The sequence below is a fragment of the Stenotrophomonas sp. YJH_SMC_25 genome, from assembly GCF_059369595.1.
The window spans coordinates 361,693-378,366 of the sequence record NZ_JCAFSV010000003.1 but is presented as its reverse complement, the minus strand read 5'-3'; the positions used below and the strand labels follow the sequence as shown (position 1 = coordinate 378,366).

At 66.6% G+C, this 16,674-nt stretch carries 14 protein-coding genes; 2 read left to right on the top strand and 12 right to left on the bottom strand.

The window, feature by feature from the left end:
* Window positions 1-373 precede the first annotated feature (373 nt).
* The 4 genes from AC5P7E_RS06540 to AC5P7E_RS06525 form a co-directional block, all read right to left on the bottom strand.
* On the bottom strand, window positions 374-1,885 hold the full coding sequence (locus tag AC5P7E_RS06540; RefSeq protein ID WP_059035445.1) for an ATP-binding protein: 1,512 nt from the start codon (window positions 1,883-1,885) through the stop codon (window positions 374-376).
* Between the two features lie 4 nt (window positions 1,886-1,889).
* Window positions 1,890-2,330 carry a response regulator gene (locus tag AC5P7E_RS06535; RefSeq protein WP_005411057.1) on the bottom strand — a complete coding sequence of 147 codons (441 nt, stop codon included), beginning with the start codon at window positions 2,328-2,330 and terminating at the stop codon, window positions 1,890-1,892.
* Window positions 2,327-4,144, bottom strand: a complete 1,818-nt coding sequence (locus AC5P7E_RS06530) for a sensor histidine kinase (protein WP_114618219.1) — start codon at window positions 4,142-4,144, stop codon at window positions 2,327-2,329. Before AC5P7E_RS06530 ends, AC5P7E_RS06535 begins: the two co-directional genes overlap by 4 nt.
* A gap of 234 nt (window positions 4,145-4,378) precedes the next feature.
* A complete protein-coding gene (locus AC5P7E_RS06525; RefSeq protein ID WP_005411059.1) occupies window positions 4,379-4,762 on the bottom strand; it encodes a BON domain-containing protein in 384 nt (127 codons plus the stop codon).
* Between the two features lie 170 nt (window positions 4,763-4,932).
* Between AC5P7E_RS06525 and AC5P7E_RS06520 the strand changes: the two genes are divergently transcribed.
* Window positions 4,933-5,976: an oxidoreductase gene (locus AC5P7E_RS06520; protein WP_060381119.1), complete on the top strand. Its 1,044-nt coding sequence runs from the start codon at window positions 4,933-4,935 to the stop codon at window positions 5,974-5,976.
* Window positions 5,977-6,265: 289 nt separating this feature from the next.
* Here the strand turns inward: AC5P7E_RS06520 and gnd are convergent, their stop codons facing one another.
* The 7 genes from gnd to AC5P7E_RS06485 form a co-directional block, all read right to left on the bottom strand.
* Window positions 6,266-7,171, bottom strand: a complete 906-nt coding sequence (gene gnd, locus AC5P7E_RS06515) for a phosphogluconate dehydrogenase (NAD(+)-dependent, decarboxylating) (RefSeq protein WP_005411061.1) — start codon at window positions 7,169-7,171, stop codon at window positions 6,266-6,268.
* A gap of 10 nt (window positions 7,172-7,181) precedes the next feature.
* Complete coding sequence (locus tag AC5P7E_RS06510) at window positions 7,182-8,417, bottom strand: hypothetical protein (protein ID WP_043033998.1); 1,236 nt, start codon at window positions 8,415-8,417, stop codon at window positions 7,182-7,184.
* A gap of 17 nt (window positions 8,418-8,434) precedes the next feature.
* Window positions 8,435-9,025, bottom strand: coding sequence for a DUF2242 domain-containing protein (locus tag AC5P7E_RS06505; protein WP_005411063.1), 591 nt, complete (start codon window positions 9,023-9,025; stop codon window positions 8,435-8,437).
* 245 nt (window positions 9,026-9,270) lie between these two features.
* The gene (locus AC5P7E_RS06500; RefSeq protein ID WP_005411064.1) at window positions 9,271-11,448 is read right to left on the bottom strand and encodes a carboxy terminal-processing peptidase; all 2,178 of its coding nucleotides are present in this window, start codon (window positions 11,446-11,448) and stop codon (window positions 9,271-9,273) included.
* A 256-nt stretch (window positions 11,449-11,704) separates the two neighbouring features.
* A complete protein-coding gene (gene lipA, locus AC5P7E_RS06495; RefSeq protein ID WP_005411065.1) occupies window positions 11,705-12,715 on the bottom strand; it encodes a lipoyl synthase in 1,011 nt (336 codons plus the stop codon).
* A gap of 17 nt (window positions 12,716-12,732) precedes the next feature.
* Complete coding sequence (gene lipB, locus AC5P7E_RS06490) at window positions 12,733-13,443, bottom strand: lipoyl(octanoyl) transferase LipB (RefSeq protein WP_005411066.1); 711 nt, start codon at window positions 13,441-13,443, stop codon at window positions 12,733-12,735.
* Entirely contained in the window at window positions 13,431-13,709 is a 279-nt protein-coding gene (locus AC5P7E_RS06485) for a YbeD family protein (protein ID WP_005411067.1), read from the bottom strand. Before AC5P7E_RS06485 ends, lipB begins: the two co-directional genes overlap by 13 nt.
* A 351-nt stretch (window positions 13,710-14,060) precedes the next feature.
* On the opposite strand from AC5P7E_RS06485, the gene AC5P7E_RS06480 reads away from it, so the two are divergent.
* Window positions 14,061-15,119 (top strand): lipid A deacylase LpxR family protein, encoded by a 1,059-nt coding sequence (locus AC5P7E_RS06480; RefSeq protein ID WP_080101830.1) that lies wholly within the window; start codon window positions 14,061-14,063, stop codon window positions 15,117-15,119.
* Between the two features lie 254 nt (window positions 15,120-15,373).
* Here AC5P7E_RS06480 and AC5P7E_RS06475 read toward each other — a convergent pair whose 3' ends face one another.
* Window positions 15,374-16,588, bottom strand: a complete 1,215-nt coding sequence (locus tag AC5P7E_RS06475) for a D-alanyl-D-alanine carboxypeptidase family protein (RefSeq protein ID WP_099562490.1) — start codon at window positions 16,586-16,588, stop codon at window positions 15,374-15,376.
* Window positions 16,589-16,674 lie beyond the last annotated feature (86 nt).

Sequence of the window (16,674 nt, the reverse complement as noted above, 5' to 3'; positions counted from 1 at the left end):
ACCTGGCATCAGCCCTGCGCTTCGGCCGCTGCGCGGAAGACCAGCTGCATCTGCTGCGGCTGGAACAGGCGATGGACGCCCTGCCGCGTTTCCCCTGGGAAACTGCCGAACGGTAGTGCCGGCCGCTGGCCGGCAACCGCATTGATCCCGCCACACAGGGATGCCGGCCAGCGGCCGGCACTACCTGGCATCAGCCCAGCGCTTCGGCCACGGCGCGGAAGACCTGCTGCATCTGCAGCGGCTGGAACAGGCGGTGGACGCCCTGCCACGCTTCCCCTGGCAAACTGCCGAACGGTAGTGCCGGTCGCTGGCCGGCAACCGCATTGATCCCGCCACACAGGGATGCCGGCCAGCGGCCGGCACTACCGGGGCATCAGCCCAGCGCTTCGGCCACGGCGCGGAAGACCTGCTGCATCTGCAGCGGCTTGTGCAGCACATGCACCTCCACGCCGTCCGGGAAGGCATCGGCCGCGACCGGCACTGCCGGGTCTTCCAGTACCAGTGCCGGGCCGCGATAGCCCAACGTCGCCATCTCGCCCAGCAGCTGGCTGGCCGGCAGCAGCTTGGAGCCGGCATCGGCAATCACCAGCGCGGGCATCGCCTCCTGCTGCATCCAGCGCAGCGCTGCCGGGCCATCGGAAGCCAACTGCAGCTGGTAGCCCTGGCTGGACAACGCATTGCCCAGCAGCGATAGACGCGTGGCTTCGCCATCGACCACCAGGATCGATTGGCCGCTGCCCAAGGCCACCAGCTGTTCGATCGGCTCGCTGCCATCGATGGCGTCGTGCATCGGCAGGCGCAGTTCGAAGCAGGTGCCCTGCCCCGGCTGGCTGCTGACGTGAATGCTGCCGCCGGCACCTTCGACGATGCGCTTGCAGGAAATCAGCCCCAGGCCAGTGCCGTCGGCCTTGGTGGTGAAGAACGGATTGAACAGGTGCGACAGCGTGTCCGCATCCATGCCGATGCCTTCGTCGGCGACCCGTATGTGCATCCAGTCCACGCCATCGCGATGGCCGGCATGGCTGGCAGTCAGGCTCAGGCGGCCACCGTTGGGCATCGCCTGTATCGCGTTGAGCGCCAGGTTCAGCATCACCTGCTGCAGTTCGGTGTAGTTGGCGTCGACCACCAGGCCTTCGTCCTGCACCTGCAACTCCAGGCGCACCGCATCAGGCACGTTGCTGCGCAACAGCAGTGCCACCGCATCGAACAGGCCATCGATCTCGATGCGCTCGCTCGGCTTGCGCGAACCGCGCACGAACGACAGCATCGATTCGGCCATCTCATGGCCACGGCGGCCGCACTCGGCGATGACATCGGCCAGGTGGTGCAGCTGCGGATCGTCGGTACGCGCCTTCAGCAGGTCCGGCATGATCAGCAACGGCTGCAGGATGTTGCGCAGGTCGTGGCTGAGCCCGGCTGCGAGCAGCGACAGGCTTTCCAGGCGCTGTGCGCGCATCAGCTCGGTTTCCACCCGTGCGCGCTCGATCGCGCTGCGTGCATCGCGGATCGCACGTGCCACCGCCGACGGCAGCCGCGCCGGCTGGTGCTTGATGATGTAGTCATTGGCGCCCTTCTGCAGCGCCGCCACCGCATTCTCCTCACCCATGGTGCCGGAGACGAAGATGAAGGGTATTTCCGGCGAGGTCTCGCGCACGATGCGCAGCGCATCATCACCGGAAAACCCCGGCATGCTCAGGTCGGACAGCACGATGTCCGGCTGGAACGCGGCCAGTGCCTGGCGCAGTTCGGCCTCGCTCTCGACACGCTCGAAGCGGGCCTCCAGGCCCGCATCGAGCATCTGTTCGGACATCAGCTCGGCATCTTCCGGTGAGTCCTCCACCAGCAGGATGCGCAGCGCCCCCAGGGCGGGACCGGTCAAGGGCATGGGCTCACTCGAGTTCCGGTGCCTGGTTGATCAACGCCCAGAACTTGCCCAGCGTCTGTACGGCGCCGAAGAACTGGTCCACGTCCACTGGCTTGACCACATAAGCATTCACGCCCATGTCCCAGCTCCGGGCCAGATCGCTTTCCTCGCGCGAGGACGACAGGATCACCACCGGCAGGCGCTTGAGCTCTTCGTGTTCGCGGATCTGCCGCAACACTTCCAGGCCATCCATGCGCGGCATCTTGATGTCCAGCAGCAGCACTGCCGGCAGGCCTTCCTCGCGGTTGGCGAAGGCGCCGCGCCGCAGCAGGTAGTCCATCACTTCCACGCCATCCTCGACGTGCACGATGGGGTTGGCCAGACGCGCCTCTTCCAGGGCGTCGATCGCCATTTCGGCGTCGGCCGGGCTGTCTTCGGCGAGAAGAATGGTGCGCAAAGTGGTCATGCAGAAGGCCCTTGTTTTTCCGCATCGATCGCGGGAGGCAGGTAGAAGTGGAAGGTGGCGCCGACGTCCGGTTCAGCCTCGGCCCAGATACGGCCGCCATGACGGGTGAGCACGCGGCGCACGCTGGCCAGGCCGATGCCGGTACCCGGGTAGTCGCTGGCCTTGTGCAGGCGCTGGAAGACACCAAACAGCTTGCCGGCGTAGGCCATGTCAAAGCCTGCACCATTGTCGCTGACCGTGAACTGATGACCGCCGTCAGGCTGCGGCTGGTAGTCCACGCGAATCTTCGCCGGTTCGCGGTTGCCCGAGTACTTCACCGCGTTGCCGAGCAGGTTCAGCCAGACCTGGCGGATCATGTTCTCATCGCCGACCACGATCGGCAGCGGCGCGATGCTCCACTCCACCTGATGCACATGGCCACTGTTCTCCGCCTCGGCCTGCAGGTTGGAATCGAGCATGGCGCGGGTATCGGCCACCAGCGACTGCATGTCCACCGCCTGCTGGCGCATCGCCGCGCGGCCCAGGCGCGAGTAGACCAGCAGGTCATCGATCAGCGCCGCCATGCGCCGGGCCGAACTGGAGATCACGTCCAGGTAATGACGGCTCTTGTCATCGGCAGCGTCGCCCAGGTGGCGCGACAGCTTGTCGGAGAATCCAGCGACGTGGCGCAGCGGTGCGCGCAGGTCGTGCGAGACCGAGTAGCTGAAGGCTTCCAGTTCCCTGTTGACCTCGGACACCTGCGCGACCTTGCCTTCCAGCTGGCGGTTGAGCTCTTCAACGCGCAGCTGGACTGCGCGTTGCATGGTGACATCGCTGACCGTCAGCAGCACCACTTCATCATCGGTATCGGGCAGCGGCATGCGCCGTGCGTTCAGCAGCATGTAGCGCGCCATGCCGTCGGCGGTGCGCTGTTCGTGCTCGAAATCCCACAGCTCGCGGCCGCGCAGCAGCACGTCGGACAGGCGTTGGCGCACGACGGCGTCCTTCCAGGCACCGTCGCCGACGCCTTCCAGCAGCAGGCCATCGGCGCGTTCGTCCTGCAGCCCGTACAGCTCGGCGAAGGCGGGGTTATGCAACTGCACGCGCAGGTCGCGGTCGAGCAGCACGATGGGTTCGCGCACGGTCTGCAACACCGATGCCGCGCGTGCCGCCGAGCGCAGCGATTGGCGTTCGGCGTGCAGGCGCCGCCCGATCTGCCGCTGCAGGAGCCAAAGCACCAGGCCGAGCAGTCCCAGCTGGATCACCAGCGAACTCCAAGACACCAGCTCGGTCTGCTTGCGCTGGCGCGCCGCCTGCTCGGCCCGCAGTGTCAACAGTTGCTGTTCGCTGGCCTGGAGTTCTTCCACCAGGCCACGGATCGGATAGCGCGTGCTCAGGTCCTTCACCAGCTCGCGTTGATCGCTGTTGGGTTCAGATCTGGCCAGCTCGCGGGCAAGCGCCATCCGTCCTTCCAGCATCGATTCGATACGGCCGATGCGGATCAGCTGGTCGGGGTTGTCGCGGGTCATCCGCCCCAGTTCGGCCAAGCGACCGGGAATGTCGTTGGCTGCGGCCATGCGCTCACGCAGCCCGGGTGCGTCCACGCCCTTGGACAGCGTCAATGCGGCCGATTCGACGTCGCGCACATCAGCCTGGAGCTGCTGCAGGGCCACGCCCACCGCCTGGGTATGGTTGACCCAGGCCATTGCCTGCTCGTTGTCCTGCTGCAGTTTACGCAGGGTCAACCACGGCACCACGATGATCGCTGCGGCCGCCAGCGCCAGGGCCGGCAACCGCCAGCGGTCCCAGATGTCGTCACTGAAAACCAGCGCCATAGTTCCTCTTCAGCACGGCCGCAGGGCGTCGGCCGGACCCTGTCCGGCTGCGGCGGAACCGGCAATATAGCGCAGGCGGTCACAACGCAGGGGTTTCCCCCCTGGTTGGCTGAACAGGTTCGCAGTCCTCAGACCTGTAGAGCCGGGCCATGCTCGGCTGCCTTGGAGTTCCAGCCGAACATGGCCGCGGCCCTACAGCTCAACGGGCGCCCCGCGAGGGGGCGCCCATCAGGTTCAGCGCTTGGCGGCAGCGCTGACCTTCAATGCGGCTGCATCAACGCGGGTCACGCCCTTGATGCCCTTGGCGGTGGTGACGGCCTTGTCCTTCTCGGCCTGGCTCGCTACGGCACCGCTCAGGCTGACCACGCCGTTCACGGTTTCCACCTTGATTTCGGTACCCGGAACGTTGCTGCTGGCGAGCAGGTCGGCCTTCACCTTGGTGGTGATCCAGGTATCGGTCACCGGCTCGTTGGAATCGTGGCGATCAGCATGGGTCGCCGGGTGCGCGCTGGTCGGCGGGCTCTTCGCGGCCGGATCCTTGGCGAATGCGGCCGAGGAGGACAGCGCCAGGCCCAGCGTCAGGGCGGAGGCAATCAGCGTGCGGGTCGTATTGCTCATCGTGTCGTACTCCTTCGGAATGTGCTGCCAGTCTGGACAAACCGGCGTAGAGCAGGCGTGGCGTCGCGGTCATGCCGCTGTGAATCGGGCTACCTGCAACGACAACCGTTCAGCTTTGGCCCGTGAGCCCGCGTCGTTTACCCTGCCCTTCCCACTGCCGGAGCTCTGTCATGCGCCCCGACCTGCTACTGGCCCTGATCGGCTACGGCCTCGCCGGCCGTGTCTTCCACGCACCGCTGATCCAGCACACACCCGGCCTGGTGCTGCACAGCATCGTCAGTTCGCAGCGAGACACGTTGCTGCGCGCGTTCAGCGACGTGCACGTGCGTGCCACGCCGCAGGAGGTGTTCGACGACCCGGCCGTGGATGCCGTAGTGATCGCCACGCCCAATGAACAGCACGCGCCGCTGGCGATCGCAGCGCTGGCCGCTGGCAAGCACGTGCTGGTCGACAAGCCGTTCGCGCTGGATGTCGCTGAAGCCGAAGCCGTTCTGGCTGCGGCACGCGATGCCGGACGCATCGCCACCGTGTTCCAGAACCGGCGCTTCGATGCCGACTTCCTCACGCTGCAGGCGCTGCTTGCGGACGGGACGCTGGGCGACATCGCCGAGTGCCATGTGCACTTCGATCGCTATCGCCCGCAGGTGCGTGACCGCTGGCGCGAGCAGGACGGTCCCGGCAGTGGCCTGTGGTACGACCTAGGCCCGCACCTGCTGGACCAGATGCTGGTGCTGTTCGGCTGGCCCGAAGCGATCGATGCTGATCTGGCCGTGCAGCGCGATGGCGGCAGCGCCATCGATTACTTCCACGCCGTGCTGCACTACCCGCGGCATCGCGCGATCGTGCATTCCGGCTCCCTGGTGGCAGCTCCCACGCCGCATTTCAGCGTGCATGGCAGCAAGGCCAGTTGGATCAAGCACGGCCTGGATGTGCAGGAAGCGCAGCTGCGCCGCGGTGTGGCGCCCGGTGCGCCCGGCTGGGGCATCGACCCGCGGCATGGCGAGTTGGTGCGCTGTGATGCCGAGGACAACGTGCAGCGCGGCACCGTCGACAATCTGCCCGGTGACTACCGTCGGTTGTATGCGCAGTTCGCCGCGGCCATGCATGGCGACGGCGAAGCCACGGTCGAACCGGTGCAGGCGCTGCAGCTGATGCGGCTGCTGCAGGCAGGCATGGACAGTGCGCGCGAAGGGCGGCGGATCGCGTTGGGGTGATCGGCAGGGCTGCGCCCTGCACCCGCGGTAGTGCCGGCCGCTGGCCGGCAACCTCAACAGCAACGGCAAAAACCGGCTATCCGTGAGATGGCGGGATGGGTCCGGTTGCGGGAGCCGGACCCACCCCGCCTTCGACAGATTCCCGCGCCCGACGGTAGGTGTCGACCTTGGTCGACACATCGACGTGGAAGCCATCGGAGACGGCTTTTGCAGAGTCGAGCCATGCTCGACTGCCTGCATGGGGTCAGAGCCCTTTCCTGCGGAAAGGGATCCGACCCCAGCTTCGTGCTTACGATTTCTTGATGGCGTGGCCGCCGAATTCATTGCGCATCGCCGACAGCAGGCGGTCGGTGAACGAATTGGATTCGCGCGAGCGCAGGCGTTCCAGCAGCGACAGGGTGATCACCGGTGCCGGCACATCAAGCGCGATCGCTTCGGCCACGGTCCAGCGGCCTTCACCGGAGTCCTCCACGTACGGCGCGATGCCATCCAGCGACGGATTGCGCTTGAGGGCTTCGGTGCTCAGGTCCAGCAGCCACGAGCGCACCACGCTGCCGTGGCGCCAGACTTCGGCCACCTGGGCCAGGTCCAGTTCCATTTCCTGCTTGCGCTCCATCAGCGCGAAGCCCTCCGCGTAGGCCTGCATCATTCCGTACTCGATGCCGTTGTGGACCATCTTGGTGAAGTGGCCAGCGCCGGACGGGCCGACACGACCCCAGCCACGGTCTTCGGCCGGTGCCAGCGTGCGCAGCAGCGGTGCGATCTGCTCCACCACCGCCGCTTCACCACCGACCATCAGGCTGTAGCCTTCCTGCAGGCCCCACACGCCACCGCTGGTGCCGCAGTCGACGTAGCCCAGGTCGTCTTCGGCCAGCGCCTTGGCGCGACGGATCGAGTCCTGGTAGTTGGAGTTGCCGCCGTCGATGACGATGTCACCCTCGGCCAGGTGCGGAGTCAGCTGACCCAGGGTCTGGTCGACGGTTTCGCCAGCCGGCACCATCAGCCATACCACGCGCGGCACCGGCAGCGCGGCCACCGCGGCGGCCAGCGAATCGACCACCTCCAGGCCGGCCTCGGCGGCGCGCTGGCGGGCACCTTCGCCCGGGTCGTAGCCGACGACGCGGTGGCCGCCGCGATGCAGGCGCTGGGCCATGTTGGCGCCCATGCGGCCGAGGCCGATCATTGCAATATCCATTGTTTCACCTTCAGTTGGGGTCTAGGGTCAGGCTGCCTGGCCTGCCGGTAGCCGCGCAGTGGCGCAGCTGCGCCTCGCGCCAACGCCGGTAGAGCGTGGTATGCAGATTGTGCACCGCCAGGTCGATCGAAAAGGGGGTTCGCGGGTTGCGGTCAAGCAGGCGGGCGATGTGGTAGCCGATGGGACGTATACCGCGCGGATGCACATAGATCACGAACTGCTGGTAGAACGGATCGTCCAGCAGGCGGTCCATGCGTGCCAGCGTGGCGTGGTAGCGCGGTTCCAGCCGTGCACGAAGGTCCGGGTCGCGCTCGAACAACAGGCGTTCGAAGTAGCGCCGGCCGATACGCGGGATGTCCTGCGCCAGCGCCCACAGCTCGGCATTGCGCTGGTCGTACCAGGCAAGGCCGCCGTGCGCGGCCAATGCCTGCGCGGCCTCCTCGCCCACCGACACCACCACGAAGTTTTCGGCCTGGTTGCTCAGGTCGTCCAGCATGCCCTTGTCGTACACATGTTCGATGAAACCAGGCACACCGACGAAGGCCTGGCGGCCCATCGCCGAGGTGCGCACCGCCTTGCCATCGGCGAAGTAGTCACCGGCGTGTGCGCCAAGCAGGATGCTGTCGGTATCGTGCAGCGCGAGGAACGTACCGATCGACAGTTCTTCTGCGGAGAATCCAGCGTCGAAGGCCGCATCGCCATACAGCTCGCGCTGTGTGGCCAGTTGTGCGACCTGGCGACCGACTCCACATTCGGCGCGCACATTGCCGCTGTAGAACGCCTGCAGCGCCTGGCTGTTGCCCGTAATGGGCACGAAACCACGGCCGAAGCTTCGCGTGCGCTGCCAGCCTTGCGCCTGTGCGCCGTGCAGGCCGAAGCCGATCCAACCGAGCTGCAGGCCAGAGAAGCGGAATCCTGCATTGCCCTGCAGTGCAGCAGCGGCACGTTGCGTGGCTGCACCCAGCTGGAAGGCGTAGGCGCAAACCGTAGCCGGGTCGTCCAGCACCTGCTGCAGCAACGCCTTGCGCGCTGCAGCGGGCATGTCCGCCGGCCATTGCACGCGCAGATCGCCTGCCGCCTGAGCCTCCGGCAGCGACGCGCGGGTGCACACAGGGCCACCATGCACCTGCGGTGCACCGATCGCGCGTGTTTCGAAGTGCCACCCCAGGCGCTGCAGCAGGCCTTGTGTACAGTCCAGCGGCGTGGCTGCCGCGCCCAGCGCGGGCAGCAGCAGGGCCACACCCATCCATCTGCCGCGCACGTTCAATCCTGGTCCGTGCTCGCCGGTGCGGGCTCCGGGGTTGTGGCCACGGGCGGAACGGGCTTGCCTGCCTCCGCCGGAAGGTACTGCTGCAGGCGCTGGAAGAAGCGACGATAGAACTCAGCATCGGTAACCGTGCTGCTGGCCACTTTCACCAGCGAGTCGTCATTGCTGCCGAACGGCAGCGATACAGATCCGAGCGCACCGACACCAACACTGGCCGAGGTCGGACTCTTCTTCAACGCATAGCGATCCTGCACGGCACTGACGAATACCAGTGTCTGGCTCCCGCGCGGCGCGCAGGAAATACGCAGCACCAGCTGCTCGTGATCGTCCTCGCGCGGCTGGAAGTTCTTGTTGCCTTCCACCTGCGCCGCGTCGGAACGGGCGATGGCATAGCCCTGGCTGAGCAGGGTGCGCCGTGCGGCCTCGCAGGCGTCACCGGGACGGCCATCGACGGTGCGCGAGAAGGTGTCGCCGGAATCAAAGGATTCGCGAAGCAACGTGCTGTCGGCGGCGCGGCCACCACAGGCCGACAGGATCAGGGCGCTGGCGAGCGCCACGGCAACACTGGAAAGACGGGAGGCCCGCATGGGTACTCCTGCGAGGACGTTACCGCCAAGGGTAGTCCTGCGGCCGTGTGCGGCAGGTCGAAAGTACGCCCGCCAGCCCCCGGCGTTGCTGCCGGTTCATGCACGGAAAAGGGGACGGAGGGGATTAAGTCGTTTGTGGCACTTCGCCCCGCCACGCATGGCACGGCGCTACCGTGAACGAGGTCCCCCAAACGAAAAAAGGGCCGGCAATGCCGGCCCCTCGGGTATCACATGCCGTCGCCAGCTCAGTCCGCCCAGCGGCCGGCACCGGTGGACTGCGGCAGCACCTGCGCCGACAGCGGGCGGTCGTTGGCCAGCAGGTTCACCGCGTCGGCCAGGATCGAGGCCGACTCGCGCAGCAGCGGGTCCGGGCGCTTTTCGGCAGCCTTCTCGCGCGCGGCATCCTTGACGATGTCGCGCTCGTTGCCGGTCAGGCCGTCATCGCTGCTGTCATCGGCCAGCGGGTCCAGGGCCAGGCCCAGCTCCTTGCGCTGCACCTGGCGCTCCTTGCGCTGGGTATCCTGGCGCTCGCGCTCAGCGCGACGGGTCGCCTCGTTGAGCGAGATGTATTTCTTCGCCGCTTCGGTGCGGAACTGCTGCACGTCCTCGTTCCACCACTGGAACTCCTTGTCGGTGGCGATGCGCGCGTCGTGACGGGTTTCCAGCTTCGGCAGCAACGGCGCGAAGTTGCCGTACTGGGTGTGCGGCACGGCGGCGATGCGGGTCCACGGCAGTGCGTTGTCGTAGGTGCTCTCGCCGAACTCGGTGGCATCGACGCTGGCCGGGAAGGCCAGGTCCGGCACCACACCCTTGTGCTGGGTGCTGCTGCCGCTGATGCGGAAGAACTGGGCAATGGTCAGCTTGACCTGGCCGAAGCGCTGGGTCTCGCCGCTCGGCCAGCGGTCAAGGTCGACGATGTTCTGTACGGTGCCCTTGCCGAAGCTGGTTTCACCGATCACCAGGCCGCGACCGTAGTCCTGGATGGCGCCAGCGAAGATCTCCGAGGCCGAGGCCGAACCACGGTTGATCAGCACCGCCAGCGGGCCATCCCACGCCACGCCCTGGTTGCGGTCGCTGTTGACGGTGACGCGGCCACCGGATTCGCGCACCTGCACCACCGGCCCCTGTTCGATGAACAGGCCGGTCAGTTCGATCGCTTCATCCAGCGAACCACCGCCGTTGTTGCGCAGGTCCAGCACCACGCCGTCCAGCTTGTCGTTCTTGAAGCCGGCCAGCAGCTTGGCCACGTCGCGGGTGGCCGAGGCGTAGTCGGCGGCATTGCGGCGACGGCCTTCGAAGTCCTGGTAGAAGGTCGGCAGCTTGATCACACCGATCCTGCGTGCCGGCTCGCCGTTGGCAGCCGGGATGGTCATGGTCTCGCCCTTGGCGGCCTGTTCGGCCAGGCGCACCTTCTGGCGGGTCAGCACCAGGGTGTGGTGCTTGCCATCGGCGCCTTCGGCAGCCGGGATGAATTCCAGCTTGACCTGGGTGTCCTTGGCGCCGCGGATCTTGGCCACGACATCGTCGATGCGCCAGCCGATCACGTCCTCGACCAGGCCGGACTTGCCCTGGCCAACGCCGACGATGCGGTCACCCGGCTTCAGCGTGCCATCCACCGCGGCCGGGCCACCAGCAATGATCTCGCGGATGACCACCACATCGTCCTGGCGCTGCAGCTGCGCACCGATGCCTTCCAGCGACAGCGACATCGCCTGGTTGAAGTTCTCGGCGGTGCGCGGGGTGAAGTAATCCGTGTGCGGGTCAACGGCACTGGTGTACGAATTCATGAAGAACTGGAAGACGTCTTCGCCCTTCAGTTCATTGACCGACTTCTCCAGCGTCGCGTAGCGCTTGTCCAGCGTCTTGCGGATGTCATCCGGCTTCTTGCCGGCCAGCTTCAGGCGCAGCCAATCGTTCTTCACCGACTTGCGCCACAGCTCATCGAGCTCGGCACTGCTGGCCGCCCACGGCACCTTCTTGCGGTCGTACTCGAAGCGCTCGTCGGTGGTGAAGTCCGGCTCCTGCTTGAGCAGCTTGCGCGCGTACGCCACGCGCTCGCCGACGCGCTGCTTGTAGACGGCGAACACCTGGAACGCCGGCTCCAGCTCGCCGCCCCGGATGGCCGAGGCGATGTTGGCCTCGAACGGTGCGAAGCGCGCCACGTCGGCCTGGGTGAAGTACTGCTTGCCGCCGTCAAGCGTTTCCAGATAGCGCTTGAACACGTCCTTGGAGGTGGCCTCGTCCAGCGCGCGCGGGCGATAGGCGTAGCGGCTGTCGGACAGCAGGCCGTACACCAGCTTGGAGGTGGTCACCTGGTCGGCGGTGGCCGCCGCGGGCAATGCGGGCGAGTCGGCCTTGGCCGCCAACGCCAGTGGCGCGACCAGCGCCAGGGCCATCAGGAATGCGGGGGCTTTGAATTTCATTGACGTGCTCGAAGGCGCCTTGCCAAGGGGAAGACTGCGGGGTGTTAAGACACCACGACAGTGCCGAAAGTTGCCGGGTTTGTCACCCGGCCGCGCTCGGTGGAAAACCAGCCTAGCCGGGCCGGTGTAGCAAATTGTGAATGCAGGCGAAGGCGTGGGGACCAACGGTCCGCACCCACCAGGAGGGTGGTGACACCCATTGGCAGCGCCAGGCCATGGCTGGCGAAGGCGTGCGGACCAACGGTCCGCTCCCACCTCAGGAGACGCCGGCGCCCTTGGCCTGCACGTCGGCGTGGTACGACGAGCGCACCATCGGGCCGGAGGCAACATGGCTGAAGCCCAGCTCGTAGCCGTAGTCCTCCAGCGCCTTGTAGTCTTCCGGGGTCCAGTACTTCAGCACCGGGTGGTGGTGTGCGGTCGGCTGCAGGTACTGGCCGATGGTGATCATGTCCACGTCGTGTGCGCGCAGGTCGCGCAGGGTGGCCTTGATCTGTTCGAAGTCCTCGCCCAGGCCGAGCATGATGCCGCTCTTGGTCGGCACGTCCGGATGCTGCGCCTTGAAGTTCTTCAGCAGGTTCAGCGACCACTGGTAGTCCGCACCCGGGCGCACGTTGCGGTACAGGTCCGGCACGGTCTCGATGTTGTGGTTGAACACATCCGGCGGGTTCTGCGCCAGGATCTCCAGCGCGCGCTCCATGCGGCCCTTGCCACGGAAGTCCGGGGTCAGCACTTCGATGCGGGTGCCCGGCGACTTCTCGCGAATGGCGGTGATGCAGTCGACGAAGTGCTGGGCACCACCGTCGCGCAGGTCATCGCGGTCGACGCTGGTCACCACCACGTACTTCAGGCCCATGTCGGCCACGGTCTGGCCGAGGCTGGCCGGTTCGTTGGCATCCGGCGGCTTCGGGCGGCCGTGGGCCACGTCGCAGAACGAGCAGCGGCGGGTGCAGACCTCGCCCAGGATCATGAAGGTGGCGGTGCCGTGGCCGAAGCACTCGTGGATGTTCGGGCAGCTGGCTTCCTCGCACACGGTCACCAGGCGGTTTTCGCGCAGCTTGGCCTTCAGGTTCTGCACGGCATTGCCCGAAGGAATGCGCACGCGGATCCAGGACGGTTTGCGCAGCACCGGCGCGTCGGCGAACTGCACCGGCGAGCGGTTGATCTTGTCACCGCCCAGCTGCTTGACCCCGGCCTGCAACGGCGCGGCGGACGGGGAGTCGCCCTGCACGATCTGCAGGGGAATGGAACGGGCGGTGGTTTCAGTCATGGCAGTTCCGGGGGCGGTCAGGCGGCCGCAGAAAGATCGGGCAGTTCGGGGGTGTGCTGCAGCAGCAGGCCGAACTGGCGGGCCAGGTGGTCCAGCAGCACCGGCTTGACGGCCTCCATCCCGGAGGGACCGCCCAAGTCTACCACCGAGGTCACCTGCAACCCCTGATAGCCACAGGGATTGATGCGGTGGAAGGGTTCCAGGTCCATGGCCACATTGAAGGCCAGCCCGTGGAAGGTGCAGCCGCGACGCACGCGGATGCCGAGGGCAGCGATCTTGGCGCCGCCGACATAGACGCCCGGGGCGCCCTCGCGGCGTTCGGCACCGATGTTCCACTCGCCCAGCGTATCGATGATGGCCTGCTCGATGCGGCACACGTAATCGCGCACACCGATGCCCAGGCGCGGCAGGCGCAGCAGCGGGTAGACCACGATCTGGCCGGGGCCGTGATAGGTCACCTGGCCGCCACGGTCCACATGCAGCACCGGGATATCGCCCGGCGCCAGCACATGCTCATCCTTGCCGGCCTGGCCCAGGGTGAACACCGGGTCGTGTTCGACCACCCACAATTCGTCGGCATCGGTGTCGCTGCGCTGGTCGGTGAAGCGCTGCATGGCGCGCCACACCGGCTCGTACGCCTGGCGGCCAAGGTCACGCACCAGCGCCGGACGCGGCGCGCGGTCCTCTGGGGCGGCTTCAGCCGGGCAGCTGTCGGCTACAGCGTCCACTTCACTTCCGGGTGGTCGCGCAGCGCCTGGTGCGCCAGGTCGTACTGTTCGCGGCTCTCAGCCTTGAACACGATGCGGACGGACACGTACTTGCCGTTGGAGGAATGCTTCCAGCTGATGCGTTCATTGACGACATCGATGCCGGCAGCCAGCAGCAGGCGGGGGAGCTCATGTTCCAGGCCGCGGTTGGCCGGGCCCATGGCGCTGAGCTCGAACTGGCCGGGGAACTGGAAGCCGTGGTCGGGGTTGTCGGACTTGATTTCCATGGACCCATTATCGGGCCGCAGGGCAACAAACCCAAGAGTATTCATCAACGTCAAAGACGGCACCGGCGGCCTGCTGCGTTGCAGAGCACCCAGAGGCGCGGGGCGAAAGCCCAACGGCAGCTGACTGCAATCTGCTGTCACGCACTGGCCCAGGCATCGTATGGCGGCCAGTGGTCACCTTCACACCAGACCCGCGGCGCTTGCGCGGGTAACAAATTGTGTCCGCTGGACAATGTTGTTTTCGGAACAGACAAGTGATTCGAACGTGCTCGTTCCGCCGCGCGGGCGCGAGTACCGTAGCGTTGCATATAACGACTGAAAACCGTCCCCTTCCCCATGAGCATTCCATCCATGCGTAGTGTCGCAGCCCTGGGGCTGGCCGGCCTGCTGGCCTCTGCCCTCCCCCTTGCCGCCCAGGCGGCCGAACAATGTGGCCCGGACGCGATGCGCGACCACCCGCCGCAGATCAACTTCCGCGTTGACAACGACCTGTTTGGTGGCCGCCACCAGGACCAGGGCTACACCAACGGTGCGCTGCTGACCCTGGTCTCGCCCAATCTGGTCGACTACACCGACGACCCCTGCCTGCCGCGCATGGCGCGCTGGGTGAACCAGTACCTGGAAGGGCTGCATCCGGGCAGGTTCGAACAGCAGAACATGATCTTCAGCATCGGCCAGGGCATCTTCACCCCGACCGATTTCAGCCGCAGGGACCTGATCGAGGACGACCGTCCTTACGCCGGCGTACTGATCGCAAACTTCGGTTTCAATGCGCGCAGCGGCGACCGCCTGCAGACCACCCAGCTGACGCTGGGCGTGGTCGGCCCGTGGGCACAGGGCAAGCAGGTGCAGAATGCCGTGCACGAAGTGCTGGGCGACGAGAAATTCAAGGGCTGGGACAACCAGCTGCACAACGAGCCGCTGTTCATGCTGACCCATGAGCGCATGCGCCGCTGGCCCGGCGATGCCAGCATCAATGCCGACGGCTGGGGTTGGGACGCGATCAGCCACTACGGCGGGTCGATCGGCAACCTGGAAACCAAGGCCAACCTCGGCGGTGAGGTGCGCTTCGGCTGGAAGCTGCCGGACGACTTCGGCAGCACGCCGTTGCGCCCGGCCGGCGAGAACACTGCGCCGACCCGCGGCGGCCGTCCCAATGGCTGGTCCTGGCACCTGTTCGCGACCTCGGACGCGGCCTGGGTGATCCGCGACATCACGCTGGATGGCAACACGTTCCGCAACAGTCACAGCGTGGACAAGCGCCATGTGGTGGCCTACGGCGGCTACGGCGTGGCCGTGATGTACGGACGCTGGAAGTTCGCCGCGGCGCGCTACCACAGCACGCGCGAGTTCAACGGCCAGCGCGAAGCACCGGTGTTCGGCAGCTTCACCATCAGCCGCTCGCTGTAAGCGAGGGGCTGAGGGTGAAACGGGTAGGTGCCGACCGTTGGTCGGCACACCGGTTATTGCATGGCTCGCTGTAAGCGAGGGGCCGAGGGTAGTGCCGGCCGCTGGCCGGCTGTTGGCACATCCGGATGGGTTCATGGGCAGCCGGCCAGCGGCCGGCACTACCCACATCCGGCGGGAATCATGCGGAGCCGGCATCCCGAAACGGAAAAGGCCGGCATTCGCCGGCCTTTTCCTTCACCACGCCAGGGCGTGGATCATTCCGATTCCCACCACATCCAGAAGCTGTCCCACAGGCGCTTGAAGAAGCCGGCCTGCTCGACGGCGGCCACGGCCACCAGCGGTGCCTCGGCGATGACCTTGCCATCCAGGGTGACCTTCACGGTACCGATCTGCTGGCCGACGGTGAACGGTGCTTCCAGGGTCTTGGGCACGTCGATGCTCGGCTTCAGGTCGTTGTAGCGGCCGCGCGGCACGCTGACCAGCATCGGCTGGGCCACGCCCAGCTGCACCTTGTCGGTGGTGCCCTTCCAGACCTTGTGCTCGGCCACGGCCTTGCCCGGCTCGTAGAGGCGGTGGGTCTCGAAGAAGCGGAAGCCCCAGTTCAGCAGGGCCAGGCTGTCATCGGCACGCTGCTTCTCCGACGCACCGCCCAGCACCACCGCGATCAGGCGCTGGTCGCCACGCTGGGCCGAGCTCATCAGGCAGTAGCCCGCCTCGGAGGTGTGGCCGGTCTTGATGCCGTCCACGCTGCCATCGCGCCACAGCAGCAGGTTGCGGTTCGGCTGCTTGATGTTGCCGACCTGGAATTCCTTGATCTTGTTGTACGCGTAGGTTTCCGGGTAATCGCGGACCATCGCGCGGCCCAGCAGCGCCAGGTCGTAGGCGGTGCTGTGATGGCCTTCGGCGGTCAGGCCGTGGGCGTTGACGAAGTGCGAGTCCTTCATGCCGATCTTGGCGGCGTAGCTGTTCATCAGCGAGGCAAAGGCCTCTTCGCTGCCAGCCACATGTTCGGCCAGGGCGATCGCGGCATCATTGCCGGACTGGATCGCCATGCCCTTTTCCATGTCTTCCAGGCGCGCGGTCTGGTTGACCGGGAAGCCGCTGTAGCTCCCATCGGTGCCAGCGCCGCCCTCGCGCCAGGCGCGCTCGCTCATCATCACCTGGTCATCCGCACGGACCTTGCCGTTCTTGACCTCGGCGGCGATCACGTAGGACGTCATCACCTTGGTGATGCTGGCCGGGGCCAGCTGCTCGTGGATGTTTTCACCAGCCAGCACCTGGCCGGTGGCGTAATCCATCAGCACCCAGGCCTTGGACACGCTTGGCGCCGGGGCCGGCGGAGTGGCGACGGTGGCCGGGGCGGCGGCGGCGGGCGCCGGCGTGGCCGGAGTCGGCAGCGGCGTCTGGGCGGAAGCCAGGCCCACCACCAGGGTGGCGGCCAGGGCGGTGGCGGCGGAACGGAAATTCATTGGACAGCAGGCTCCAGGGGACGGCCGGGAATGGAGGGTGGAACGTAACGGCCATTGTAAGGCCGGGGGAGCATTGGCCGGCAGCA